Here is a 26,583-nt window from a genome sequence, read left to right on the forward strand (position 1 = left end):
CACATCCAAGTCTGAGTTCACGTCTTTTAGCCGCAAGGAATAATTAAAAGATGAGAGTGATTGCTGGCACATTCAGAGGTAGACGCTTGGCGACTCCGAAAGGAAATTGTCTCGTCCGTCCTACTGCTGATCGGGTTAAAGAATCGGTTTTTAGTATTCTGCAGGAACAAATAGTAGATGCAAATTTCCTGGACCTGTGTGCCGGTACCGGGAATATGGGAATTGAGGCGTTGAGCCGCGGTGCGAAACATGTCACGTTTTTGGAGCGCGACCGGCGGTGCATCGAGATTATCGAACGAAACCTCCACACATGTGGTCTGCTGACTGAATCCCATGCGCGGTATCATCTGCTCCGTCGCGATGTTATGAAAGGGATTGCATACCTCTGTAAGCGATCCACGACGTTTGAAATTATCTATTTTGATCCCCCGTATGGTGCTGATTTAGCAGGGGGATTGCAATTGTATAAGACCTGTTTACCACTGCTTGCCGAAAGTTCGCTGCTCTGTATTGATGGCATTCTGCTTGTTGAGCATGCAAAGCAGTGTGTTGTGCCAGATGGCGTCGGGAATTTGAGGCGGAGTCGGCACGCGCGTTACGGGGATACAGTTGTATCGTTTTATGAAAAGAATCTTTAGGTATTAAGCAATATAAGGCATCTTATGCTTTAGAGACTGGTGAGAAATATGAAAATTTTGAATCTTCAGTCCGGAACGCCCTTTCAAATGGGTAAAGGTAAGAACTGGCGTGTTGTCCATCCGGATATGGGGTCCAAACAATTGACCTTAAATCATGGGGTTCACGCCCCCGGTCAAGAGTTTACGCAGCATTATCACGATGCATCGGAAGACGCGATTGTCGTTTTAGAAGGTGGTGGTGCTATCCGTCAAGGAGCGGTCTACACACCAATCACTGCGGGCGATGTTATCTTTGTGCCGGCAGGCGAGGTACATGGAACGGTGAATACGACACCGAACATGGCGCGTTTAATTAGTTTCCAAGCTCCGCCAGATATGGCACTCTACCGGGGTGAACGAGATACGCCGGATGCTGCCCCCACACCTCAAGCTGGGCATCGAAGTAACGTCCAAGTCATTAATATGACGCGCAGTGGTCCTGTTTTTGGAAAATCCACCGACTGGCGAAATGTGGTCTCCCCGCAAAAAGGTTCTGTACATCTTTCCTTAGATTATATCTATCTCAACAAAGGGGAAAACTTTGTGCATGAACCGATAGACAGCGAGTCAATTTATGTGTTGCGCGATGGATGTGCTGAAGTGACAACAGATACGGGAGAGACGAATGCTTTGGAACAGCATGATGTCCTTTTCCTCGCCCCTGGAGACACGTTTTCACTTTCTCAAGTGGGGGATGAACCCTCAGCGATCATATCTTGTTGGGCAGTTGCCGCTTCCGGAAGTTAATGGCTTTCAACAGAATAGCCATCGGCTGTCGGCTTTCAGTAAAGACGCAAGCGTTTCTTTCTTTGCCGACTGCTGCAAGGATTTTCGCAGGAAATCCGGCCTGACGACTGACAGCCACTATAAAAAAGGAAATTGATGGATGAGATCAGATGAGATAACAGTATCACGGCAGGGTAACCTTGCCGTGATAAACCACGCGCAATTTGAGATTAAGTTTAACCTTTCAAAAGGAACATGGGATTATGTTGATGGAAACGACGACACAATTATCCGAGATGGTTGTACGCAGATAACCCTTGACGATGGGAGTGTCGTCAAGACTGAGGACGCTGGTACTCGCGAATTTATCACGGAACTTCCGAAAACCGACGCTTTCGGTACTTATCACCAAATTCGCTTCTCACATGAGGCGACAGGTAAGGGAGTGCGGATAAACACCTACCTCAATTGTTATACCGCACACCCCGCGATACACCTTAAGGTTGGTATTGAAAACCTAAAATCGGAACCGCTTCGACTCGATAGTGTAACAGTGCTCGGGATTTCATCTAACCGTGGTGGTGTGTTACTGGGTGGGCTTCCAGCGGATTGCCATCTCTTTATTAACACGCCACCTGTTTCTCCCGGTGTCAGTAGAAAACTTTATGAGGGGTTTTTACTCAATGAAACCGACGCTATGCATCCGAGCAATGATGGTGTGCTTTGCGATACAAAAGGCGGAAAAGCAATTGTCTTCGGTTTCCTGACAACTGAGAAGTGGTGGCCCCGAATTCAAGTGGGTTGTCATAGAAATGGTGGGCGCGGCTCGCGCGGGCAGGGCAAGGGGTCATCCGCGTCCGGTGTTAATCCGTGGGCACTTTATCATGAGTGTCGGCAGCAGTGCAATTCCGGTGAAGAAATCACCTCCGAAACTGCTTACGTTAACTTTGCAGATGAGGCATCTGCAGCCTATAAACATTATACGTCGCTGATAGCCGCACAGAGCATCGCGTATGAGGACGATCGTGTTCAAAAGCAGACACCCTTCGAATACAGCGCACCCGCTACTGTGTGGACACTTTTCGATACAGAAGGATCAATTGATGCAAATGCTATCTTAACCCAAATAGACGCTCTTGCCGAGAGTCCGATGTTTCAGCCGAACTGTCCGGGCGGCATTGATACTATTCAATTGAATGCAGTCTCGGAATCAGAATTGGAGATTTTTCCGCGAGGTTCAGGGACCTCGGTATCGCAATATCGTGAGGAAATGAAACGGATTACCCGTCATATCCGAGCAAAGGGTTTCAAAGCGGGTATCCGGTTCAATCCGTTCTGTGCAGTCCTTGATTCGGCACTTGTCCGAAACCATCCAGACTATTGTATACGAGAGCAGACGACATCCCGTCGTGGAAAAAAATATTCGCGTAGTCATTCTTCGCGTAACGGCTACAAACCTGCCTCCGTTCATCTACCAGAGAATGGTAAAGAGGTCGCACTCTTGGATGTTTCGCACCCAGAGGTGCAGTCCCGTATTCGTGAACAGATGAAACAGATCGTTGGCGAATGTGGATATTCCTTCATCTACGCTGACTTTACAGCTTATACGATGGGACTTACGAACGCTTCACACAACATGCGCTGGCATGATCGCAGCCTGACCTCACTCGAGCTGTATCGTCTCGCTGGGAAATTGCTCAGGGAGGCGATTGATGAAGCACAGTCGGAGAGCGTACTTCTAAAGGATGATGTTCTGCTGGCAGGATACAATACTGTCCCCGGTTCGTGCATTGGTAGTATTGATGTTAATACCCCACTCCTCAGTCCTACCCTGTCTACAACGGGTGGGGCTTCCAATCGTCCAAGTGACGCGTGGCATCATCAACGTGGTACAAAGCATCGTTTGAGCAGATATGCAGCGCATCTGAGGGAACATAACGTTCTCTGGGGACACATCTTTGGTGAGATTGCCATTAATGAACCGCGTCCGATCAACGAGGCAATTGTGGAAATGACAGCCGCTGCATTGAGTGGTGGGACAGTCTTGTGCGCAGACCAATTTCCGACACTGACTCCGTTACGTGCGGGTTACTTGGCAAAAATCTTTCCACTCATAGGTAAGGCTGCTACGCCTGTAGACCTTTACGATGAACCTTTCCCCAAAATATGGTATCTACCCGTGTCAACACCTCGTGAATCCTGGCATCTCGCCGCAGTTTTCAACTGGGACGACACCGAGGACGACGCCTATTTTGAACTGGAGACACTTGGGTTACCCAAATCTAAGGAATTCCTCGTCCACGACTTCTGGATGCGCCAATATCTTGGAAAGGTTTCGGACAGTGTAACCTTGTTGAATATTCCACCCCGTTCTGCTAAACTGCTCTGTTTCCGTGAAGAACAGGACGTGCCACAGTTCCTCGCCACGGATATGCACTATACACAAGGTGGTGTTGAGATTCTATCTGCTGGTTGGGATAGGCACAGCCAAAGTTATATGATCGTCTGCAAACCGCTTAGACAAGCTGAAGGCACCTGCTTTATTCATGTGCCGGATGGTTATCTACCGGTAAGTGTGGCAACCTATGGTGGCGATTATCAATATAATTGGGACAAACCGATTTGTAAACTAACGTTTACTGGAACGCAACCGGATCAGTTAGTGCAAGCCAGTGTCCACTTCGCGAAAACTTCCGGAGGCAATCTGTAGTTTCGTGAATTTCGCTGGCGAGGTTTGTAGCCTCGCTTCTTTTATGGATTCCGCTGGCGAGGTTTGTAACCTCGCTTATGGATTCCGCTGGCGAGGTTTGTAACCTCGCATGGATTCCGCTGGCGAGGTTTGTAACCTCGCTTCTTTTAGAGAAATTGGTGTGAAATGATGAGTAACGTTCAGACACAGATGCAAGCTCTCAAAACTCGAGCAAGTGTTTGTACGGCTTGTGATTTAGCGAAAACCCGTGCGAATGTTGTTTTCGGTAGCGGCGATGCTACCGAAAAGTTAGCGATTGTTGCGGAGGGACCATCTGCCGCTGATAATCGGACAGCACTGCCGTTTTCAGGTCCCGCTGGGGATATGCTTGATGATGTTTTGACCGCAAATGGGTTAACGCGTAGCGACATCTGGCTCACAAACATCATTAAGTGTCGTGCGGCAAGTTTTAAGGGCGATGTGTTGAAGAACCGTCCACCGAAGGCATCAGAGATTAAGGCGTGTTCCAAATGGCTCGACGGTGAGTTGACTTTGATGCAACCTTCCGTGATTTTGTGTATGGGTGCGCCTGCGGCGAAAGTGCTTATCCATCGTAGTTTTCGCATTACAGAGGAACGTGGTGTATGGTTTACAGATACCACCTATGCTCCCTTCGCTATGGCAACGTTTAACCCTGCTTATGTGCTACGACAAGAGGGTGAGAATTTTACGGCACTCCGACAGACCGTTGTTAACGATGTCGCTGAGGCGGTACGAAAGTTACAAGAAGCGGTCGAAATTCCAAAACTGACGCTTTTTTAATAGAACTTACGCAGATGGACGATAATGTAGACCCATCCTCACCTCCGGGCGCGCATGGAAGCGCGCCTATCGGAGATTCTCCATCGTTTCTGCCTATCTGTTTAGCGTTCGTCCTAACTTAAGTTCCCCCCAATTTGTTGTAAGTTTACCCGCCGGTTCGACAGCAAGCGTGGCTTCTAACCCGTTATCCATGAGCATCTGGATGTCATCTTCCTCCAGTGCGACATCGAAAAGTATCATTTCGTCGAACAGACCCTCCCATTCTCTTCCACCGCCATCCCATGAGCCGATCCGTCCGGGGCCAAATTCTCCTGGCAAAGGTCCCCATTTACCCTCTGCGTCAAGTTCGCCATCAAAGTAGACGCGGACCTCTTCATCGTTACTGCTGTAGGCAACTGCGAGGTGAAACCATTCATCCAAGATGTCTTTGTCCGCCGTGAAATCCGAATCGGGCCACCCCGGATGTCGGACTGGGGCGTTGGAATGGATAGCCATCTCCATCTTGTTGTCCGGACGGAATTGATAATGGACATATCCGGCAGCCCAACCGTCACGATTGAAGAAGCATCTCCACAATCCAACCCTGCCTGTCGAATTGAACCATTTCATGAGTGTAAAGTCCTCAAGCGGTCCAATCTCTGGCACAGTGACCCAAGCGTCCTTGCCGTTGAGTTCAATGGCGTTACCAAATTTACCCTTTGCCCATTTAGCACCACCAACAAGGTCGCCGTCGTTGCCATTGTCGGATGAATCTTTGGCGACTTTTCCACCTGTTTCATCAAACAACCACGCGCCCACAATAGATCCCGGATCGATTTCAGCGTTGCTGACGTGTGCAAACATGCAACCAGCAATGATTAAACTGATTATAAAGCGAATCATCTCTGCTCTCCTTTGTTCATACGTTCATAGATTATTGATTTCTGAAAACTGGGAAATTTCTGGATTAGATTTTATCATGAATCGTTAGGAAATTGAACAAAATTTTGCTTACTTCGTATTGGAGGGCATAAGGTATGATGGACGGCTTGATCCGGAGGTGAGATAGAAGTTACGAATGGGTTTCCCGTCCTACTATTTTCTATTAATTTGAGTTTGTCATATCGGTAATGTGAAAATTAAAAAATTGGTTGACAAACATTTGAAGATATGTTATAATATTTAACGCTCATTGCGCAAAATTGTTTCCGATGAACTTTGTATGGTTCTAATGAACCCATCTGGAATCAATGCGCCTGTCTTGTTTGTGTGGGATAGTCTTGGAATGCGGAAAGATTTTGGTGACATTTATTTCAAATTAGGTTATAATCTTTTGCGGTTTACCTTACAGTTAATTCGTGGGTGTTGCGCGTAAGCGTTACCCTACAAGATCGGGGGTATAAGTGGTATCTCGACGTAAATTTTTTAAATTTCTCGGCTGGGGGAATTTCGTTGCAGCATTAGGCTTGACCTTCGGACCGGGATTGGTTCGGTATTTATATCCACGCGTGCTGTTTGAACCCTCCTCTGTTTTTAAAGCAGGATTTCCAGCAGAATATCCACCGGGCAGTGTGAGTGAAAAGTTCAAAAAAGAGCCATTTGGTGTTTGGATTGTCCGGAAGCAAGACGGTGAATTCTACGCGCTCTTAACCATTTGCACACACCTCGGGTGCACACCGCGCTGGCTCGGTTCTGAAAACAAGTTCAAATGCCCATGTCACGGTAGTGGTTTTGACCGGGAGGGCATTAACTACGAAGGTCCTGCGCCGCGACCGCTCGAACGTGTTAAAATTACATTGGCAGAAGATGGTCAGATCGAAATCGACAAGGCTGTGAAGTTTTTAGGTGAGAAGGGGCAGTGGACCGACCCAGGCTCCTTTTTGAAGGTTTGAAGAAAGGAGAGCATTTGTGCCTGGCTCCCGTCAGGTAGAAAAGGCGTTTCGGCGTTATAAGGACTTCAAAATCCATATTGCTAACGTCCACGTCGAAACTTGCTAAAAAACGTATGAACGAAGAACGTAAAGGGCTCAAAGAAAAGATTACGAATTCCGACATTTGGCGTTCTATGTTCCGCCACGGATATGAAGACACGGGACGCCGTTATACCTTACAGGTCCTCCAAAACGTCTGGCTGCATCTCCATCCTCCCCGGATTTCTCGGCACGCGCTGAACTTCCGATTCACATGGTGCATGGGTGGTATCACTTTCCTTATGTTTCTCGTGACGGCCGTCACCGGCGTGCTCCTGATGTTCTACTACCGACCCACAGCTGAATACGCGTTTCACGATGTCCAGTACCTTGAATTTGACATTCCGTTCGGGATGCTCCTGCGGAACATGCACCGCTGGGCAGCTCACGGGATGGTTATCTCGGTGATGCTCCACATGTTCAGGGTTTTCTTGACCGGTTCTTATAAGAAGCCTCGAGAATTCAACTGGGCAGTTGGGGTCATCTTGTTACTCGTGACATTTTTCCTGAGTTTCACGGGATACCTGTTGCCGTGGGATCAATTGGCGTTTTGGGCGGTGACTGTCGGGACGAACATGGCACGTGCAACACCCGTTTTGGGACATGAGGGTCCATTTGCCCCGCAAGACATCACACAATCGAACGATGTCCGATTCGCACTGCTGGCGGGTACCATTGTAGGTCCCTCCACGTTGTTGAGGTTCTATATTTTGCACTGCGTTGCGGTACCATTGTTGGCAAGCGTCTTGATGGCTTTGCATTTCTGGCGTGTCCGTAAAGACGGCGGTATCTCTGGACCTCTATAGAGAGTTGTAGAAGCGGGTTTTTTGTATAGATCGGAGCAGCAAGGGCGAGGAATCTAATCTTCGGCGGAAGCACGCCAGCACAATGATCGTGATCGCGTGACTTCCGAAAAGGAGCAGAAGAATATGGAGCATTTTATAGCACTGGTGACGAAGCCGGATAATGTCCCCATTGTTGCTATTCTCTTTTTGATACCTTATTTCATCTGGCTTTCATAAACAGGGGTCCCTTCGGATGCCGATCTTAACGATAAGGTTTACGTGTGGCCGTATTTGTGCCGGAATGAGTTTATCTGTGCTATTATCGTGATGCTCGTGCTCGGTGTATGGTCGATTATGATTGATGCCCCGCTTGAGGAACCCAGCGATCCGACGAAGACACCCAACCCTTCTAAAGCACCATGGTATTTCCTCGCACTACAGGAGATGCTCGTCTACTTCGATCCATGGATTGCAGGTGTCGTGCTCCCAGGGTTGATCATCGCCGGCTTGATTGCTATCCCCTACATTGACATTAATCCCAAGGGCAAAGGGTATTACACAATAAAAGAGCGCCCCTTCGCACTCGCGGTATTCTCCTTCGGATTTATCATTTTATGGATCGTTCTGATGGTCGTCGGGACGTTCCTGAGGGGTCCCGGATGGAACTTCTTCGCGCCATGGGAAGCATGGGATCCACATCTCGTCGTTCCACTAACGAACGTGAATTTGTCATATCTTTTTGGCATCCGCGACGCGGATACTGCGAACTTTTTCGGGTTCGTAGTGGTGGCAGGCTATTTCGCAATCGGTCCCGTTTTCTACTTGTGGAAACGTAATAGTAGTCGTTTCTTACAGGAACTCGGTCTTGTCCGGTATGTCATCGTCTCATTTCTGTTCTTAACGATGCTCGCACTGCCGATAAAAATGATACTGCGCGTGGTTTTAAATGTAAAATATATCTGGGTGTCCCCGTGGTTCAACATCTAAGAATAGCAGTCAGTCGTCAGCAATTAGCAGTTTGAAACGGCGGGGCAGGGACTTTGTAGGACCAAGTTGTGTTCGCGATTCTTTATCAAAAACGGTAGCCCGTAATGAAATGGAGGGGTGTTTTTGCTTGGGCATTTCTTCAGATTTAAGAAAGGCACGTCAAACATGGAACCGACTCCATTCCTCCGCAAGGTACAATTAAAAATCCGCAAGGAAAATTAGAAAAAGGGAGAAAATTTCGTGAGGAGCAAAAAGGAAATTCCTGCTGAGAGTAAGTCGTATTCTGCTTTGTTCTTTATTCTATCCGGATTGTTAGGACTGGTGACGATATGGGGATTCTGGGATGAGATGATTACTCGGCGTCCTTGGAAGCAGATCCAGCAGCAATTTTATCAATATGAGTATGAAAAAACACACGCGGAATTAGAGAACGCAAAATTGGCTTTGCCTGAACTGCCGACACCTCAAGAGCCTGATGCTAAGGAGCTCGCAAGGTTAACGAAGGAGGTCAGGAACGCCCAGGTTTCCTTAGAAGAAGCCTTACAGGAACGCAAATTCCGACAGAGCGAATCCGATGCCATTAACTATAAATATCAGCACAGCCTCCACGAAGCCAAGGGTAAACACAATGAGACTGTTGACAAGTGGCAGAAGAAGTTAGCAGATTTTGAGTCCCAAATTGAAGGCGAACTCACCGAAGCCGTTTTGGGAGCGGAAGCTGCTTTTGCAAACACAAATATAGCTCTGGCGCAGTTTTATCAAGCCAATGGAGACGCACAAAGTGCCCTGAGCACCTACCTCATCGCCCTGAAATATAGTCCTACAGATACGGAAATTGCTACGGGTATCACCGCCGCACAAGCATCCCTTCAATCACTGCAAGCAGACAAAGCAAAACACGACGACGTTGCACGTCTTGAAGAAAAACTGCATTCGGTGGGTGGTATCAAGCGAACCTTTTTGGGGAGTCTATTAGAGAATCCTTTCCGTGAAACACGGACCATCGTTCAATATTATCTTGAAGACTTCAGTCATACCGCAGACAGGTGTGCTACATGTCACTTCTCCGCAGACACGGAGGGTTACGAACAATCCGCACAAGAGGTGTTTGAAGTAGAAGGTGATGGCGAAAATCCTGTTGCCCATCGTCTCAAGCACGCAAGCGTCAAGGTCGGTAGTGAAAATGTTATAATTGATGGATTTGAGGCGGAAGCCGATGAATATACATTAGTGGAAAACGGTACACTTACCTTCAGTGACGTGGATGTCTTCGGTGAAGTTGAAATCTCTTATGAGACCGGTTATCGTTCCGTCCTTCAAACGCATCCTCACCGAGATGTCCTTCTCGCCAAACATCCCGTTGATAGATTTGGGTGTACGCTGTGCCACGGTGGGCAGGGGCAGGCGCTCACGGCGAAAGCCGCCCACGCTTTGACACATGCTGAATACTGGCTCACGCCTGTACTCGGATTAGATGAGCATACCGGTAGAACATCCGAAGAGACGAAAGGCTATATGGAATCTAACTGTCGTCGCTGCCACGATGGCGTGATGATGTTAGATTACGGTGTGAACCCAGAAACGGATGAACCGCAGGATTATGCACCGAATTTGACGAACGGATTGGCCCTCTTTGAAGACCTTGGATGTCACGGATGTCACGCTGTTGAAGGGTATAGTGCCCTTGATAATATCGCCAAAGTCGCTCCATCACTTGCGAAAGTCGGCAGTAAGGTGAAAGATACAGCGTGGCTTGAAAGTTGGATTAAGAACCCTGAAGCTTATCTATCAGATGCGAAAATGCCCAATTTCTTCCCAGCCGACGGTATGACGCAGATTGTCTACCTTAAAAATGGTGGGATGCGCACCGGGGTTGTTACCAAAACAGCCAATGGCATTGTCATTAAAACAGACGATAGCACAGAATATCCTTACCCTGATAGTTATGTCCTCCGCATTGTTGATGAGGTGAAATCTATCTCGGCTTACCTTGCTGCGATGAATGATGCGGCATTGGATGCATCCAATGCCAAGTATTCCACGTCCGAAAGTGCTATTAAAGCAGGCGAGGAAACCGTCAAAACTGTTGGTTGCCTCACATGTCATGCTGTCGATGGTTTAGGGAGTGATTTTGCCCCGGCACTTGACAGTGTTGGCACAAAGGTTACGGCGAGCTACCTCCATCAGTGGATTAGCGATCCAAAAGCATACGACCCGGATACGAGTATGCCGAGTTTACGGTTAAGCACCAGCGAGATTGACAACGTCGTCGCCTATCTGATGAGTTTGCAAAAAGCAACGACCAACGCAGTTACCGAATCCATCGGCGAAGTAGATGTAGCCGAAGGTGAAGCACTCGTCAGAACTTATGGATGTTTCGGTTGTCACGAGATTCCCGGTTTTGAAAATGAGTCGAAGGTCGGTGCGGATCTCGGCGAATTCGGTGCGAAATTAGCTGATGAACTTGACTTCGGCGACACGGTGGGCATTGAACACAGTTGGACGGGGTGGACGCTCGGTAAAGTTACCAATCCACGACGTTATCAAACCCGCCGGATTGTTTCTCGGATGCCAGTCTTCCAGATTAGCGATGAAGACGCGAGAGCGATCGCCGTGCTTTTGAAGAGTTTTCAACCGGAGCAGTATCCGCTGAGTTATATCCATAACCGATCCGAGAAATTGAACGACATTGATGCGGGTAGACGATTGGTCAAGAAATATAACTGCACCGGATGCCACGAGATTGAAGGCGCGGGCGGTGATTATCAGGATGTTATCATTGCACATGAAGGGTTGAGCGAGATGGTTGCCAAGCAAGTGGCACCGCCACCCTTGAAAGCGGAAGGCGCAAGAGTGTATCCAGATTGGTTATTTACATTCCTCAAAGAACCCTCAGACATCCGATACGGACTCAAAGTCCGGATGCCGACATTCGGATTATCTGATGACGAGGCGACAACGCTGGTTAAATACTTCTCCGCGCTTGATAATGAACCATTCCCTTATGAAACGCTTGAAACGCCAACACCGACGAGTGCTGAATTACGAGTCGGGAAGCAGATTTTTGACGTGCTTCAGTGTATTTCCTGCCATCCAGCAAAAGGTGAGACTATTCCTGAAGGAAGTGACAAGGCAGGACGACCAGATCTCGCACTGGCGAAAGAGCGACTCAAGGCGGATTGGCTCATTGATTGGATGAAAGATCCGCAGTCCTTCCAGCCCGGAACAGCGATGCCGCAAGCATGGCCCCTCGTTGGTGGACAACACATGCCACTCGATGGTTATGCTGACAATGATGCTGAAAAACAGATTCGACTCGTCCGAGATTACCTCATCTCCTTGGAACGCTAATTTTACCTTGCGGAGAAATTGCACGTGTTAAGACTTTTGCGTGTTTTTGCTTGGGTATTTCTGCGTATTGTTGTAGGCTGCTGTCTTGGGGAAACTCAAACCTGTAGTCCGTAATGAAATGGAGGTGTTTTTGCTTGGGTATTTCTTCAGATAGATGGAACGCATCCGACATTTCAAACGCCCTTTATTACTCCGCAAGGAATAATTAAAAAATGAGACACCTTGTGGTCATTATCGTCATGATTATGGTATGGCTCAACGGCTTAATCTGGTTGGCTAAGCAGGTTGACCCGAGTACGAAGTATCAGTCAGAGGTTGAATACAAGTACGCTCGGTATTGCGCTGGATGCCATGGCAACAACGGAGAGGGCAACGGACGCATCGGACGTTTCAAAAGGTTGGATCCCGCAGACCTGACAGACAGCGATCTCTGGGATATGCACAGTGATGAACAATTGCTGGATAGCATCAATGCTGGAAAGGACGATATGCCGGCGTTCTACTATTACCTCAGTGATGAGGAACAACGGGAGATTCTCGCCTATATTAAGGAGATGTTTCGTCCGTAATTTGAAAGTGAGTCTTTAGAAAAAATTAATTTGAATTTTATAGGTCTATTTATTTGCATCCTAAAACTTTGGGGTGTTAATATATTGCAGGAAATTTAAAACATATAAGGAGAAGCCAAATTATGAAAATTTTCGTCTCCCTGCTTGTTAGCACGATGCTTGCAAGTGCTGCGTTCGCAGGGACCATCACCGGCACCGTAATGTATGAAGGCGACGCCCCGGCGCGTCCTGCCTTAACGGCTACCAAAGATCAACATTGCATTGACGCTGTAACAGGCACGAAATCTGAAGCTCTCGTTGTCTCAAAGGGCAAGGGTATTAAAAACGTCGTTATTTACGCTCGCGTCCGTGGCGCAAAACCTGTCGTTCCGGATAAGAACCCAGTGATGGACCAGAAGGCATGCGCTTACTACCCGCACGTCCTCGCAATTGTTGCTGGCTCTACTGTTGATATTACCTCCAGTGATCCGGTCGCACACAACGTCCACTCTCACGCGAAAAAGAACGACGCGATAAACTATCAGATTCCACAACCCGGCAAAATCATCCCGCACAAAGTCGAAAAAGCTGAGGAAATTAAGTTCACATGCGATATCCACGCATGGATGACCGGTTACATTGTTGCTGTTCCTAACAACTTTTTCACGGTTACGGGTTACAAAAATGCTGACGGCGCATGGATCAGTTCTGATGACTATGAAAAATCCACCGATACGGGTAGTTATTCGATCGCTGATGTACCAGCCGGTAGAGCCCGTGTTGTCGCATGGCATGAGGAACTCGGTTCAGCAAACAAAACCGTTGAAGTGCCAGCAAGTGGTGATATTGCTGTGAGCTTCACAAGTGCTGACTTCAAGAAACGCACAAAATAAATAGCATTGTCCCGCAAGCCCACACGCGGCTTGCGTCGCAATCAGTTTTCGGCGGTCAGTAAGCAATTCTTTTTGCTGACGGGAACCGAAAACCTATGGCTGATAGCCTGTTTGATTTGATAGTTTCGGAAAACCGAAAGGGGGCCGCTGACAGCCGACAGCTGACTGCCGAAAGCCATGAAAATATCTAAAAAGAGAATCTATCTTATACTTGGCTGTGTACTCTTCGCTTATGCCGTGATGGCTGTTGCGCCGGTATTTGCACAGGACGCAACCGAGGCAGAATATCGCGCCTTCCCGAAGATTGGTAGCCGAAATGCAGCATGGATCGCTGCCCAACTCCACCTGTTGTTCGGATCTTTTATTCTCGGGGTCCCAATGTTTGCCGTTATCATTGAATTTATCGGCTGGAAGACAAAGGACATGCGATATGACCGGATGGCGCAGGAGTTTATCAAGCTCTGTATGGGCGCGTTTTCAACGACAGCCTTGCTCGGTGGTGTGCTCGTCTTCATCCTCATCTGGTGTTATCCCAAGGTCATGACGAAACTCAGTGGGATATTCGGACCGACGATGATTTTTTACGTCATCCTATTCTTCGGCGAAACCTTTACGCTTTACCTTTACTCCTACGGATGGGATAAGATGCAGGGACGTCATAAGGGATGGCATCTCTTCCTCGGCGTGCTTCTGAATGTATTCGGCACTGCGATTATGTTCGTTTCTAACTCGTGGTTGAGTTACCAAACCAGTCCGGCAACCCAATACGGCGTACTCTCCGAAGGAAGACGGAAATCTTGGATTGAGGAGAAATTGGCTGCAGATCCAGCACTCACGCCTGAAACCGCTATGGAAGGTGTCACAAGCCATACAATGGTGCCGCTCCACAATGAGACAACAGGCGAGTTCATGGGAACCGTTTGGGATGCTGTCAACAATTTTACATGGATGCCTGTTAATATCCATCGTCTCGTCGGTAACATTGCCTTCGGGGGCTCGATTGTGGCGGCTTATGCAGCGTTCCGATTCCTCGTCGCGAAGACGAAAGAGGACAAAGCCCACTACGATTGGATGGGCTATACCGGAAACTTCATCGCGCTCTGTGGATTGATACCCCTGCCTTTCCTCGGTTATTGGCTCGGTAGAGAAATCTACATGTTCAATAACACAATGGGCATTAACATGATGGGTAGCCTCTTCTCTTGGTTATTTATTATTCAGGCAGTGATGATTGGTGTCCTGTTTATTGGCGCGAACTACTACCTCTGGTCAGGCATGGGACGGATCGAAGGGGCGGAGATCTATGCACGATACCGTCCGTATATGATTACCGTTATCGTTATTTGTGTCGCAATCTGGATGACCCCGCGGACGCTCTCTAAAATTTCAACTGCCAGTGAACTGAGCGCGATGGGCGGTGCAAACCACCCACACCTCGGATTGTTCGGCTTGATGACTGCCAAAAATACGGCAGTTAACATCATCATTCTCACGACTTTCTTGAGTTTCCTATTTTATCGGCGTTCCGGTAAGACACCTACGGCAAGTTGGAAAAAGGTTGGCAACATCGCTATTTCTTCGATCTTTTTCCTCGCGACCATCTCAATCGTGGTTATCGGCATCGTTGGGTTTACCGTTCCGACAGATTTGCGGGTCAATATCCTTACGCCTTATCAGGTCTTGGTTGCGCTCGCGGTGATGGCAGTTGTCACAATCCTTGATATTTTCATGTACCGCAAGGCGACAACGTCCGGCACTATCAAATGGGGCGAAATGACAGACCGCTCCCAATATGTGTTAATTCTCGTTGCCATTACGTTCACGTCCTTGATGGGACTGATGGGATACGCACGCTCAGGGCTTCGAGAGGCGTGGCATATCTTCGGAGTCATGCAGGATACCTCTGCTGATGCCTTTACACCGCTTCTCAGCGAGGCAGTGAACATGGTAGCAATTATCATGGTGATTTTCTTCGCACTCGTTGGGTTTATTTTCTGGCTCGGTTTGTGGGGCGAAAAGAAGAAGCAAGAAGCAGCAACTACCGCCGAAGCAGCGGTTCCTGCTGAAGGTGATGACTAACACGGGTTAGAAACGTAACTTTTGTGACGGGGCGTACGGAAACGTTAAAGTTCAAACCCACGTCATTTAACCGCAAGGAATAATTAGAGAGCGGTAGAACAAAGTGCCTAGTGCTGTGTCAAGTTGAGTTTGATAGTATTGTCAGTTGGGTTGAAGGGATTTTCCCTGTAGGGGCAGTCCCTGACACAGCACTAGCTCGTAATGAAAATTTTTAATAGTTCGCAAGGCGTTAAATGAAGGGGTTAGTTTCATAACGATTTTTGGGTGTCTCCGCCTGCGCCATTGTTGCAGGCTGCTGTCTTAAGCTAATTTTACATAACCGTAGTCTGTAGCGGAGTGGAAGACGGGTCTACGGAGAGGAACTTGAAGGTCTCCAACCCACCTCATCGAACCGCAAGGAATAATTAAAAATCCGCAAGGAATAATTAAAAAATGTCAAGGAATATGCTCGTAAAAATTGCGAGTCTCATCTTAATGGTGGTAAGTTTCATCGCCTATATTGCGGGGGCATCCGCGTTTCCGATCGCCTCGGAGAATTTATTGCCGTGGTCGGTCTGGTTTTTGGTTTCGGTAATCATAAACATCATTTTGTGGTCCAGCGTCATGAAGCTGTTGACGTTTTCACTGGCTGTGATCTGGTTTTATGCTTTTGTCGCGGGACTTGTCCCGGAAAGTTCGACAGCCGTGAGCGCAACTGAAGTTGATAGGACCGATCCGGAGGGAGCGGCTGAGCAGGGTGCCTTGATTTTTAATGGCAAAGGACAGTGTAGCGCGTGTCATACAGTGGATACTTCTGCGCCGAAAGGGAGATGTCCAGATTTGACGGACATTGGTATTAACGCTGCGAATCGCATACCCGGTATGGACGCGAAAACATATTTGATTGAATCGCTATATTTCCCGTGGAACCATCTTGTCCCCGGCTACGGCAAGATTATGCCAGAGATATGGAAAGCTCCGATTGCGCTCACCCAAGCCGAAATTGAATTCGTTATCGCTTACCTTCAGAGTCTCGGTGGTGAGATTGATCTCACGCCGTTTGATGAACCTATAATAAGACCCAAAGAAGGAACAGTTATTGAAGTACTTCCACCCATACTTACCGGTGATCCAGAACTCGGCAAAAAGGTTTTTGTGACGGCGGCGTGTATCTCGTGCCACGCTGTGATAGGTATAGAAAGTCCAGCTGCAGGTGAGACGAGCACAGAAGATTTTGAAATCGTCACTGCGCCGGACCTCTCTGAAATAGCCGCCTTTAACGACATGCGGTATCTTGAGGAGTCAATCCTGAAACCGAGTGCTCAGATTGTGAGCGGTTACGGTGCCGTTATCGTCCGTGCTAACGGAACGACCTATCAAGGAACGCTTGTCTCGCAGGATACGGAACAGATTGTCGTCCGAACCAAAACGGCAGACGGCGTTGAAGAGGAGCATACCCTCTTATTGAGCGAACTTGATGATGAACCGATTGAAGAACTTAGCAATCTACAAGCAAGAGGTTATTTTACGTTGACGCTAACGCCTACGGATTCGGATGCTCCGGTAAGCGGTGAAATCGTTTCGGAAACCGATGACACTGTGACACTTAAGATCGGTGGCGAAGACCGGTCGTTTTCCAAAACAGACGTGAAAAGCCAGATGACTGTTATCACTTTTGATGGTGATGAAATTGTTGGCGACTACGTTTCAGGCTCGATGGACGACGACGAAATTGTTCTAATCGTTGACGGAAGCGAAGAAATATTTGATACATTTGATCTTGAGGAAGCTACCTTCACCCGTGCCTCCGGCAAGAAGTTACTGGTCACATCGCCGATGCCCGAAAACTTCCCGCTACTGTTATCGGTATCAGATATGAGCAATTTGCTCTCCTTCTTGAGCACGCTTACGGGCGCAGCCGCGGAAGCAGTTTCTGACGGGGCAGCGGAGGCAATTCCGGCAGAATAGAAAACCGACGACTGACAACTGATAACCCTCTAAACCATAGTCCGTAATGTAATGGAGGACGGATATACGTAAAGGCACTTTATTTATGAAACCTGCCTAACCGAACCGCAAGGTAATATTAAAAGATGAAAAGACTGTCGCTCTTCACAATATGTCTCATAATTCTGATTGGTTCTTGGGCCGTACTACGATTTGCCGTTGGCGGTATCGTCTCAGTACCGATACCAGGCAGCGTAATTGCGATGTATATGGGGTTAGTTATAATCGCTATCTTGGTGCATATCTCCGTTGAGGATTCACTCTTTCGGGAATTTCTACGCCCCATCCGTGAAACACTCGTCGAGGACAAACGTCGAGTTCGCCGACGCATTATCGCGGTGTTAATCCCGTTGTTCCTGCTCGGCTATACCTATTCGATTATCGCCCAGCGCGCAAATCCTCCTGGAAGCCCACGTGACGCACACCCATCGCCGCCGCTTGAATTAACCTACAAAGATGAGGTTATCGGCACGATGCAAGATGTTGTGAACCCCTTCCGGCATTATGAAAAAGATGATCCAGAGGCGTTCAAGGCGCATGTTGAGAACGGCAGGCGTGTGTATTATCAGAACTGCTTTTACTGCCATGGGGATCACCTTGATGGACAGGGACACTTTGCGTCTCACCTCCAACCGCTGCCTGCTAATTTCCAAGATCCGGGGATTATTCCTAACTTCCAAGAGTCTTTCTTTTTTTGGCGGATAGCAAAGGGCGGACCGGGGTTACCTGCCGCTGGCACGCCTTGGGACTCGGCGATGCCTATCTGGGAAGACTACTTGACAAAAGACGAAATTTGGGACGTAATTCTCTTTCTATCCGAATACACCGGCTATCAGCCACGAACCTTTGGGGAGGGACACTAAGATGAGAACCAGAAATGTAACTCTCCTGATACTGGTCCTGGGACTGCTGTGTGCTGTTATGTCAACGCACGCCCAGAATGCTCCGGAAGCTTCTGAAAAAGGAAAAGAGGTATATGAACAGAGCTGCGCGCACTGCCACGGAACTGAAGGGAGAGGCGACGGTTCTGCCGCTGAGAATCTCCTTCCGAGACCGAGGGATTTCACACGCGGTTTGTATAAAATTCGGTCTACAGAGAGCGGGCAACTTCCGACCGATCAAGACCTCTTTGACATTATTACCATAGGGATGCCCGGATCGTCAATGCCCGGTTGGGAAACCTCCCTAAGTGCCAACGATCGTTGGGAAGTCGTGGCATATATTAAAACCTTTTACGATGGGTTCAAAGAAGATGAAGCACCACGGGAAATCAGTCTGGAAGATAAAATTCCTTATTCCGAGCAGAGTGTGGAAACCGGGAAGGAACTTTATGTTGAACTCGGTTGTGTTGAATGCCACGGGAACGTTGGTCGTGGTGACGGCACGTCCGCACCTACACTGACCGATGAATGGGGGTTCCAGACGTGGCCCGCGAATCTAACCCAAAGTTGGAATTTCCGGGGAGGGGCTGATACCGAAGCCATTTTCAAACGATTCATCGGCGGGATCGCAGGCTCACCTATGCCCGCATTTGAAGGCGATAGTTTCCTGCATTTCGGATTGACGGTGGAAGAATCCAAGCGTCTCACTGAATTGGAAAACAAAGACGAAATGACGGAAGCAGAGGAAGAGGAATCCGGGCAGTTTTACGAAAAAATGGATGAGGCTGTTAACATCGCACTCAATCGCGTGGAAGGCATAGAGTTGAGCGCGGCTGAGCAGCAGACGTATGATGACGCGATGAAGGTCGTCTATAAAAAGAGTTGGCATTTAGCGAACTACGTTAAATCTCTCGCGCCTGAAGAACGTCCGGAACCTGCGATCGGAAAAAACGTCCTCCGCTCACAATACGTGCAAGATGCGCTGCCGGGGATAGAGGATGCCGCATGGGAAACGCTTCAAGCCAGGCACTTCCCTCTTGTTGGACAAGTCGTCATTGAACCGCGACAGTTCAATCCAACAATTGATTCTGTGGACATCAAATCGTTCTACAATGACACGGAGGTCGCGTTCCTCTTCACGTGGGACGATCGGACACACACGACCGGTGACGAAACCGACGAGACGACAGGGAAACCCCTTGAGGACGCGTTGGCGATTCAATTTCCGGTGAAGGTGCCACAAGGTCCGACCGCACCGAAGCCTTATTTCTTAGGGGGCGGTAGGTTGGCGGTCTATCTCTGGCACTGGAAAGCCTCCACCCCTGAGCAGGTGACCGAACTCACCGCGAAGGGAATCAACAATGCCCAAGTTCAGGAAGCACAAGGCGCATTACAAGCGCAAGGTGTTTACACAGATGGGCAATACAAATTATGGGTAAAACGTGCCTTGAAGACCGATGACAAGAAGGACTTACAACTTGAGCCCGGTGTCTTTGTGCCTATCGCCTTCTCTGCATGGGACGGCGCGAACGGTGATGTTGACACAAAACGGGTCATGTCCAGTTGGTATACTTTTGTCCTTGAACCCGTTCCGTCTTCAAGACGGTTCGTTTATCCGCCTTTGATTGCGATTCTCTCTCTTGGCTTGCTCTTCGGTCTACGAGCAGTCGTGCAACGGAGAAATTCGGAAGTCTAAAATATGTGGATACCTCCTGTTTGTGCGCTTTAGAAGCGCGCCGATCGGTGGTATATCCTTAATTATAAAATCTAAAACTGATAACTACTCATAAAGGAGAAAAAATGAAAACCTATTTCTTGGCAAGTCTCGCTATGCTTCTCGCGTGTTGTTATGTCAGTGGGGCTTTTGCGGCTGACAGCGATGCAGAAGTGGAAATGTTAGTATTTCCTGATTCCTATGCTGCTGGAAGCGTTAGCGGTGGCGGCACAATTAGTGGCATCGTAACGTTTGAAGGCGACATGCCTGAGATGAAAGCACTGGAAATCACCAAAGACCAAGCTGTTTGTGGTGCTACCGAAAAGTATGATGAATCGCTTGTCGTTGGTGAAGGCAACGCTTTAAAAAATACGATTGTCTATCTCATCGACATTTCAAAAGGCAAAGATTTTGACAAAGCAGTTAAACTCGAAATCGACCAAGCAGGCTGCAAATTCAGTCCGCATGTCCAGATTGTTCCGGTCGGTGCTCGGGTGACGATGCTCAATACCGATAAAGTGAATCACAACGTCCATATCTTCAGTAGTATCAATAAGCCGGTTAACAAACTGCAGACGAAAAACCGCAGGAAAATGCCGCTTGCTGGTGTAAAAAAGGCGGAAGGTCCTGTCTCCGTCAAATGTGACATTCACGGGTGGATGTCCGCTTGGATCGCTTACGTTCCGCATCCCTATTTTGCTGTGACGAATGAAAAGGGCGAATTCACGCTCGAAGATGTGCCAGCAGGCACCTATAAACTCGGTTATTGGCATGAGGCATGTGGCACGAACAGTGATTCTCCGGCTGCTGTTACCGTAGAAGCCGGCGGTAGCGTAACACAAGATTTCACACTGAAACTGAAGTGATTGACGTAGAAAATCTCTCGCATTCATATCAGAAACGGCGCGCGCTTGACAATGTCAGCTTCAGCGTCTCATGCGGCGAGGTTTTCGGGCTTCTCGGACCGAACGGGAGTGGAAAAACCACTCTTTTTAGAATCCTGTCTACACTGATGCCGGTCACCTCTGGAACTGTTCGTGTTCTCGGATACGACTTAACCACCGAGGTGAAGGCAGTTCGGAAACTCTTGGGAGTTGTTTTCCAACACCCAGGGCTGGATGGCAAACTCACCGTTGTCGAGAATTTGCGGCACCACGGACACCTCTATGGACTTGCTGGCAAATCCCTGCACTACCGAATTTCCGAACTCCTCGAGCATTTCGGGGTCGCGGATAGAGCGAAAGAATCTGTTGAACGCTTATCCGGTGGTTTACAAAGACGCGTTGAAATCGCAAAAGCGATGCTCCATTCCCCCCGGGTTCTACTCCTTGACGAACCGACGAGTGGATTGGATGTCGCTGCACGCCGGCAACTCAATGACTATCTCGGCGCACTCGCGCATACGGAGAATATCCTCGTTCTGCTGACGACGCATCTACTTGATGATGCTGAGGTGTGCAATAGGGTCGGTATTCTGGATGTAGGTAGGCTCGTCGCTCTCGGAGCACCTAATGAACTCAAGGCGCAAATCGGTGGAGATGTTGTCCTCATAGAATGCGTAGACAATGAAGTCCTCCACACCGAGATCGTTGAGAATTTCGGCATTTCGCCGGTGTTGACCGATAATCAGCTTCGGGTTGAATGTGAACGCGGGCATGAGTTCATCCGAGATTTAGTCGCCGCCTTTCCAGATGAGATTCAATCGGTTCGATTTGGGAAACCGACACTGGAGGATGTGTTTATAAAATTGACGGGCAATCCATTCGTGTAGAGGAATGGCTATCGGTTATTAGCCATCAGTTGAAAGAAGTATCTTCAACTTCAAATACCTCTTTGCTGACTGCTGACTGCTGACTGCTGACTGCTAATGAAACCGATTACAACGATATGGTGGCGCGAAGTCATCAGGTTTTATCGCCAACGGAGTCGACTCTTCAGTGCTATCGCACAACCCTTAGTATTTTGGTTGCTCATCGGGAGCGGTTTGAGTGCCTCTTTTCAGCCCTCTGGTGAAACAGACGAGCTCAGTTATATCGAGTACTTTTATCCCGGCATTGTCGTTTTGGTCTTGCTTTTTACGTCCATTTTCGCTACAATCTCTGTCGTGAATGACCGACGTGAAGGCTTCTTGCAAGGTGTACTCGTGGCTCCCGTGCCGAGGTGGCAGATTATACTCGCACAAGCATTAGGCGGCACGACGTTAGCAGTCTTGCAAGGCGTTCTGCTACTACTCCTTGCACCCATGACCGGTATCCGATTCGGTGCAGCGTCGCTCTTTGCCACGCTCGGTGTAATGGCACTTTTGGCGTTTGGTTTGACAAACCTCGGACTGCTCATCGCATGGCGGATGGAATCAACGCAAGGGTTTCATGCGATTATGAACCTCCTGCTGATTCCGATATGGCTCCTCTCTGGCGCGTTTTTTCCGAGTACGGGCGTGCCTGGTTGGTTAGAATGGACAATGAAATTCAATCCGTTAACGTATGGGCTTGCCGCTTTTCGGCAGAGCCTTTACCTTGACACCGCCGCGAAGGCAATTGGAGAGGGACCGGCGTGGACACTCTCTCTGCTGATTACCGGTCTGTTTTGTGTTTTGACGTATTTAGGGGCAACGCTTACCGCGTCTGCACAAACGAATTAGACTTGTTAGAAACAAAAATTTGACGCGTTTTCACTTTTCAATAAGTGAGACGTCCTGTTAAGGAGAACCTATGCTGCAATGGCTCCCAGAGAACGTATCAACGTTCGGGCAAAGCGTTGATAGCCTCTTTTACGCTATCTATTATCTTACCCTCGTTGTGTTCATCCTTGTGATGGGAACCCTTATCGTTTTCCTGATTAAGTATCGTCATCAGGAGGGGAAGAGGGCGGACTACATTGAAGGTAGCACAACGCTGGAAATTGTCTGGACCGCCGCTACAACGGTAATTGTCTTCGGACTCGCGATGCTCAGTTACCCGCAGTGGAATAATATTAAATCGCCAACACAATTTCCTGAGAATCCAGATGTCGTTGTCCAGGTCAGTGGGAAACAGTTTAACTGGGATATGACCTATCCCGGTCCCGATAACGAGTTCGGAACAGATGATGACTTGGTATTAGAAAACGAATTGCATGTGCCGATCAACGCGGTCGTGCATATCCGCTTAACCTCCGTGGATGTCATCCACAGTTTTTTTGTGCCACAATTGCGACTGAAACAGGATAGTTTGCCCAACCGATTTATCAACGTCTGGTTTGAGGCAACAAAGGCAGGTCGTTATGAAATTCCGTGCGCTGAATTGTGTGGATTTGGACACTCCGGAATGCTCGGGTATCTCAATGTGCATACGCAAGAAAACTACGATGCCTGGGTGCAAGAAAGATGGCCTCAGTAGGCTGAAGGAGGACGATAACGATGCACGATAACGAACATGCGTCACATCATCACGAAGAAAGTTTTATTAGAAAATACATCTTTTCGCTCGACCACAAGATGATCGGCAAGCAGTTCCTTGTCTACGGACTGATTATGTTTTTCGTCGGGGGTGGGCTCGCGCTCCTCTTTAGATGGCAACTCGCCTATCCCGAAAGACCTTTACCGATTATCGGTGCTTCACAACAGTACATGGATGAAGGTGAAGTTGTCACCGGGGCTGACAGGATGTGGGAGAATATTTATGAGTCCGAGAAAGAGGAGTGGCTTGAGGTAAACATGCCCAATGGGGTCGTCGAACCGGCATTTTACAACATGCTGTTTACGATGCATGCCACTATTATGGTCTTCTTCGTTGTGGTTCCCATCTTGGTGGGGACTTTCGGAAATTTCCTGATTCCGTTGATGATTGGAACACGCGATATGGCGTTTCCTATCCTCAACATGCTTTCATTTTGGCTCGCGGTTCTCGCTGCAATTATTATGGCAATCGGGTTCTTTGTACCCGGCGGTCACGCCGCTGCTGGATGGACAGGCTACGCACCGCTCTCCGCCGATCCGCAGTGGACGGGGGTCGAGTGGGGACAAAACCTCTGGGCAATTAGTTTACTCATTCAAGGGTTTTCCTCGCTGGTAGGCTCTATTAACTACATCACGACGATCATTAATATGCGCGCACCTGGGATGACGTTCTTCCGACTCCCGTTAGTTATCTGGTCGCTTTTCATCGTCGCGATCCTGTTGCTACTCGCTTTCCCCGTGCTGTCGTCTGCGCTCGCACTTCTCATCTTTGATAGGCTTGCGGGAACGACGTTCTTCTCTGCAACAGTTGAAGGCGGCGGAGACCCGCTCTTATGGCAGCACCTTTTCTGGTTCTTTGGACACCCTGAGGTCTATATTCTCATCTTGCCCGGTATGGGTATCGCTTCTGAATTAATTGCTGTCTTTTCACGGAAACCGATCTTTGGATACCGTTCTATGGTCTACGCAATGATCGCCATTGCGTTTTTGGGATGGATTGTCTGGGGGCATCACATGTTCCAAAGTGGAATGCGACCCGGACTCGGTTCTGTGTTCATGACGACAACCATGCTCATTGCGGTGCCGTCAGCCATCAAGACATTTAACTGGCTCGGCACAATGTTCCGGGGTGCAATCCGATTCACAACACCCATGCTCCACGGGATCGCTTTCGTCTCAATGTTTGTGATTGGTGGATTGAGCGGTATCTACATGGCAAACACACCTGTTGACATCTTCATCCACGATACATACTACATTGTCGCACATATTCACTATGTGGTGTTCGGCGGAAGTCTGTTCGCTATTTTCGGCGGCATCATCTTCTGGTTCCCGAAGATGTATGGGCGTTATATGAACGATGTGCTCTCCAAAATTCATTTTTGGCTGACGTTCGTCGCGTTCAACTGCACCTTCTTCCCGATGCATATTCTCGGCATCGGTGGACACATGCGGCGTATCTCCAACCCGACGCAATATGAATTCCTACAGGAACCAACAACGATTAAGTTTTTAATGTGGCAGTTTGAATTCCAAGGATTTGTAGGGATGAATATTTTTATCACGATGAGTGCGTTTACCCTCGGATTTGCACAGTTGATACTGGTCTTTAACTTCTTCTGGAGCATTTACCGTGGGAAAGTTGCCGAACAGAATCCGTGGCAGGTGACGACATTGGAGTGGGAGGCACCTACACCTGTCCCACACGGCAATTTCGGTCAAATTCCGACTGTCTACCGGGGTCCCTATGAATATAGTGTTCCGGGTGAAGAGGATGACTGGACACCGCAGGCACGACCTGAACATGCCCCCGCAACAAGCGGCGACTAACGGAGGTGGATGGAAGGATGGAAGAGAAGACTGGAAGGATGGATGGGAGGAAGAGTGGAGATCCAATCTTCCAATCTTCCAACCTTCCTCCCAATTATAGTCCATGGCTTCACAGAACGGCACGCCTCACCGCAGGCGCAACTTTCTTATTGATTGTCATCGGCGGGATTGTCACAAGTACAGAATCCGGATTAGCAGTGCCTGATTGGCCGACAACCTTTGGGTATAATATGTTCCTCTATCCACTGTCAGAAATGGTAGGAGGCATCCTTTACGAACATAGTCATCGGCTCATGGGTTCTCTTGTTGGACTTTTGACGGTTGGTCTCTTTGTTTTCCTTTTGGTGAGAGATTCACGCAAATGGCTGAAATGGCTTGGGCTTGCCGCGCTGGTCGCTGTCATTGTGCAAGGTGTTCTCGGTGGGCTTCGGGTTACACAGATTAATCGCAACTTCGCGATCGTGCATGCATGCCTCGCACAAGCGTTCTTTGCTCTGCTTTGCGGAATTGCTTGGTTCACCTCTCGCGATTGGCAACAGGATAAAGGGGAACCAGACAGGCGATCAGCAATCAGCAATCAGCAGTCGGTAAAGAGGTTTTCGTTTAACAAAAACCCTCTTGCTGAAAGCCGAGAGCCGAAAGCCGAAAGCCATCTTAAAGCACAGAAGCTGCGGCGGTTAAGCCTGATTACGACATGCCTCATTTATGTGCAGCTCATCTTTGGCGCGATTTTGCGGCATACTGGAAGCAGATTGGACGCACATCTTCTCTTCGCTTTCTTGGTTGCCCTGCATATCTTTCTATTGGTAAGACGTTTTCTCAGCATGAGCAGTGAGACACAGAGAATTGGGCAATCGATGCCGATGTTATTGTTGGGTTTGCTTGCGATTCAGTTGATGCTCGGCACGGGGGCATTTTTCGCGAAGCTTACCGCTTTCGGGGAAACCTTCGCAACCGCACTCACGGTCACGATCACGACTGCGCATGTCGCAGTCGGAGCACTTATGTTGGTAAGCAGTTTTGTGCTTACCCTGAAAATCTATCGGTTCACCGATGCATCGGTAGTTGTCGGGGCACCCACGAGGGATGCCTTGCTGACAGAATAATACAGGTATTAGGATGAGGGGTATCTTTGCGTAAAATATTAGCCTCAAAAACGTGCTGTCTTAAGCTAATTTTCGTAACCGTAGCCCGTAACGAAGTGGAGGGCGACTCGTGAGAAGGGTGTGC

21 protein-coding genes are annotated in these 26,583 nt (G+C 48.6%); 20 read left to right on the top strand and 1 reads right to left on the bottom strand.

Annotated features, from left to right (window positions below; all coding sequences use genetic code 11):
* Nucleotides 1-50: 50 nt before the first annotated feature.
* From rsmD to J4G07_15450, 4 genes are all read left to right on the top strand, one after another.
* Entirely contained in the window at nucleotides 51-638 is a 588-nt protein-coding gene (gene rsmD / locus J4G07_15435; protein MCE2415383.1) for a 16S rRNA (guanine(966)-N(2))-methyltransferase RsmD, read from the top strand.
* Nucleotides 639-686: 48 nt separating this feature from the next.
* A complete protein-coding gene (locus J4G07_15440; protein ID MCE2415384.1) occupies nucleotides 687-1,424 on the top strand; it encodes a cupin domain-containing protein in 738 nt (245 codons plus the stop codon).
* Between the two features lie 139 nt (nucleotides 1,425-1,563).
* Nucleotides 1,564-4,113, top strand: coding sequence for an alpha-galactosidase (locus tag J4G07_15445; GenBank protein MCE2415385.1), 2,550 nt, complete (start codon nucleotides 1,564-1,566; stop codon nucleotides 4,111-4,113).
* Nucleotides 4,114-4,281: 168 nt separating this feature from the next.
* Nucleotides 4,282-4,914 carry a uracil-DNA glycosylase gene (locus J4G07_15450; GenBank protein ID MCE2415386.1) on the top strand — a complete coding sequence of 211 codons (633 nt, stop codon included), beginning with the start codon at nucleotides 4,282-4,284 and terminating at the stop codon, nucleotides 4,912-4,914.
* A 93-nt stretch (nucleotides 4,915-5,007) separates the two neighbouring features.
* Here the strand turns inward: J4G07_15450 and J4G07_15455 are convergent, their stop codons facing one another.
* A complete protein-coding gene (locus J4G07_15455; protein ID MCE2415387.1) occupies nucleotides 5,008-5,796 on the bottom strand; it encodes a LamG domain-containing protein in 789 nt (262 codons plus the stop codon).
* 500 nt (nucleotides 5,797-6,296) lie between these two features.
* Between J4G07_15455 and J4G07_15460 the strand changes: the two genes are divergently transcribed.
* From J4G07_15460 to J4G07_15535, 16 genes are all read left to right on the top strand, one after another.
* A complete protein-coding gene (locus J4G07_15460) occupies nucleotides 6,297-6,785 on the top strand; it encodes a Rieske 2Fe-2S domain-containing protein (protein MCE2415388.1) in 489 nt (162 codons plus the stop codon).
* Nucleotides 6,786-6,898: 113 nt separating this feature from the next.
* The gene (locus tag J4G07_15465) at nucleotides 6,899-7,669 is read left to right on the top strand and encodes a cytochrome b N-terminal domain-containing protein (protein MCE2415389.1); all 771 of its coding nucleotides are present in this window, start codon (nucleotides 6,899-6,901) and stop codon (nucleotides 7,667-7,669) included.
* A 306-nt stretch (nucleotides 7,670-7,975) separates the two neighbouring features.
* On the top strand, nucleotides 7,976-8,635 hold the full coding sequence (locus tag J4G07_15470) for a cytochrome C (protein MCE2415390.1): 660 nt from the start codon (nucleotides 7,976-7,978) through the stop codon (nucleotides 8,633-8,635).
* A 240-nt stretch (nucleotides 8,636-8,875) separates the two neighbouring features.
* Nucleotides 8,876-11,986: a c-type cytochrome gene (locus J4G07_15475; GenBank protein MCE2415391.1), complete on the top strand. Its 3,111-nt coding sequence runs from the start codon at nucleotides 8,876-8,878 to the stop codon at nucleotides 11,984-11,986.
* A gap of 212 nt (nucleotides 11,987-12,198) precedes the next feature.
* Nucleotides 12,199-12,555, top strand: a complete 357-nt coding sequence (locus J4G07_15480) for a cytochrome c (protein MCE2415392.1) — start codon at nucleotides 12,199-12,201, stop codon at nucleotides 12,553-12,555.
* Between the two features lie 122 nt (nucleotides 12,556-12,677).
* Nucleotides 12,678-13,427 (top strand): hypothetical protein, encoded by a 750-nt coding sequence (locus J4G07_15485; protein MCE2415393.1) that lies wholly within the window; start codon nucleotides 12,678-12,680, stop codon nucleotides 13,425-13,427.
* Nucleotides 13,428-13,604: 177 nt separating this feature from the next.
* Nucleotides 13,605-15,506, top strand: a complete 1,902-nt coding sequence (locus J4G07_15490; GenBank protein ID MCE2415394.1) for a cytochrome ubiquinol oxidase subunit I — start codon at nucleotides 13,605-13,607, stop codon at nucleotides 15,504-15,506.
* A 432-nt stretch (nucleotides 15,507-15,938) separates the two neighbouring features.
* The gene (locus J4G07_15495; GenBank protein MCE2415395.1) at nucleotides 15,939-17,453 is read left to right on the top strand and encodes a hypothetical protein; all 1,515 of its coding nucleotides are present in this window, start codon (nucleotides 15,939-15,941) and stop codon (nucleotides 17,451-17,453) included.
* Nucleotides 17,454-17,578: 125 nt separating this feature from the next.
* A complete protein-coding gene (locus J4G07_15500) occupies nucleotides 17,579-18,355 on the top strand; it encodes a cytochrome c (GenBank protein MCE2415396.1) in 777 nt (258 codons plus the stop codon).
* A gap of 1 nt (nucleotide 18,356) precedes the next feature.
* A complete protein-coding gene (locus J4G07_15505; GenBank protein MCE2415397.1) occupies nucleotides 18,357-20,069 on the top strand; it encodes a c-type cytochrome in 1,713 nt (570 codons plus the stop codon).
* A gap of 104 nt (nucleotides 20,070-20,173) precedes the next feature.
* Nucleotides 20,174-20,953 (top strand): hypothetical protein, encoded by a 780-nt coding sequence (locus tag J4G07_15510; GenBank protein ID MCE2415398.1) that lies wholly within the window; start codon nucleotides 20,174-20,176, stop codon nucleotides 20,951-20,953.
* Nucleotides 20,950-21,858, top strand: coding sequence for an ATP-binding cassette domain-containing protein (locus tag J4G07_15515; GenBank protein MCE2415399.1), 909 nt, complete (start codon nucleotides 20,950-20,952; stop codon nucleotides 21,856-21,858). Before J4G07_15510 ends, J4G07_15515 begins: the two co-directional genes overlap by 4 nt.
* Before the next feature lie 105 nt (nucleotides 21,859-21,963).
* Entirely contained in the window at nucleotides 21,964-22,728 is a 765-nt protein-coding gene (locus J4G07_15520) for an ABC transporter permease (protein ID MCE2415400.1), read from the top strand.
* 70 nt (nucleotides 22,729-22,798) lie between these two features.
* Nucleotides 22,799-23,464 carry a cytochrome c oxidase subunit II gene (coxB, locus tag J4G07_15525; protein ID MCE2415401.1) on the top strand — a complete coding sequence of 222 codons (666 nt, stop codon included), beginning with the start codon at nucleotides 22,799-22,801 and terminating at the stop codon, nucleotides 23,462-23,464.
* Nucleotides 23,465-23,484: 20 nt separating this feature from the next.
* The gene (locus J4G07_15530; protein MCE2415402.1) at nucleotides 23,485-25,353 is read left to right on the top strand and encodes a cbb3-type cytochrome c oxidase subunit I; all 1,869 of its coding nucleotides are present in this window, start codon (nucleotides 23,485-23,487) and stop codon (nucleotides 25,351-25,353) included.
* 38 nt (nucleotides 25,354-25,391) lie between these two features.
* Complete coding sequence (locus J4G07_15535; GenBank protein ID MCE2415403.1) at nucleotides 25,392-26,459, top strand: COX15/CtaA family protein; 1,068 nt, start codon at nucleotides 25,392-25,394, stop codon at nucleotides 26,457-26,459.
* The last annotated feature ends 124 nt before the right edge of the window (nucleotides 26,460-26,583 follow it).

The sequence above is a fragment of the Candidatus Poribacteria bacterium genome (assembly GCA_021295715.1).
Lineage (GTDB): Bacteria > Poribacteria > WGA-4E > WGA-4E > WGA-3G > WGA-3G.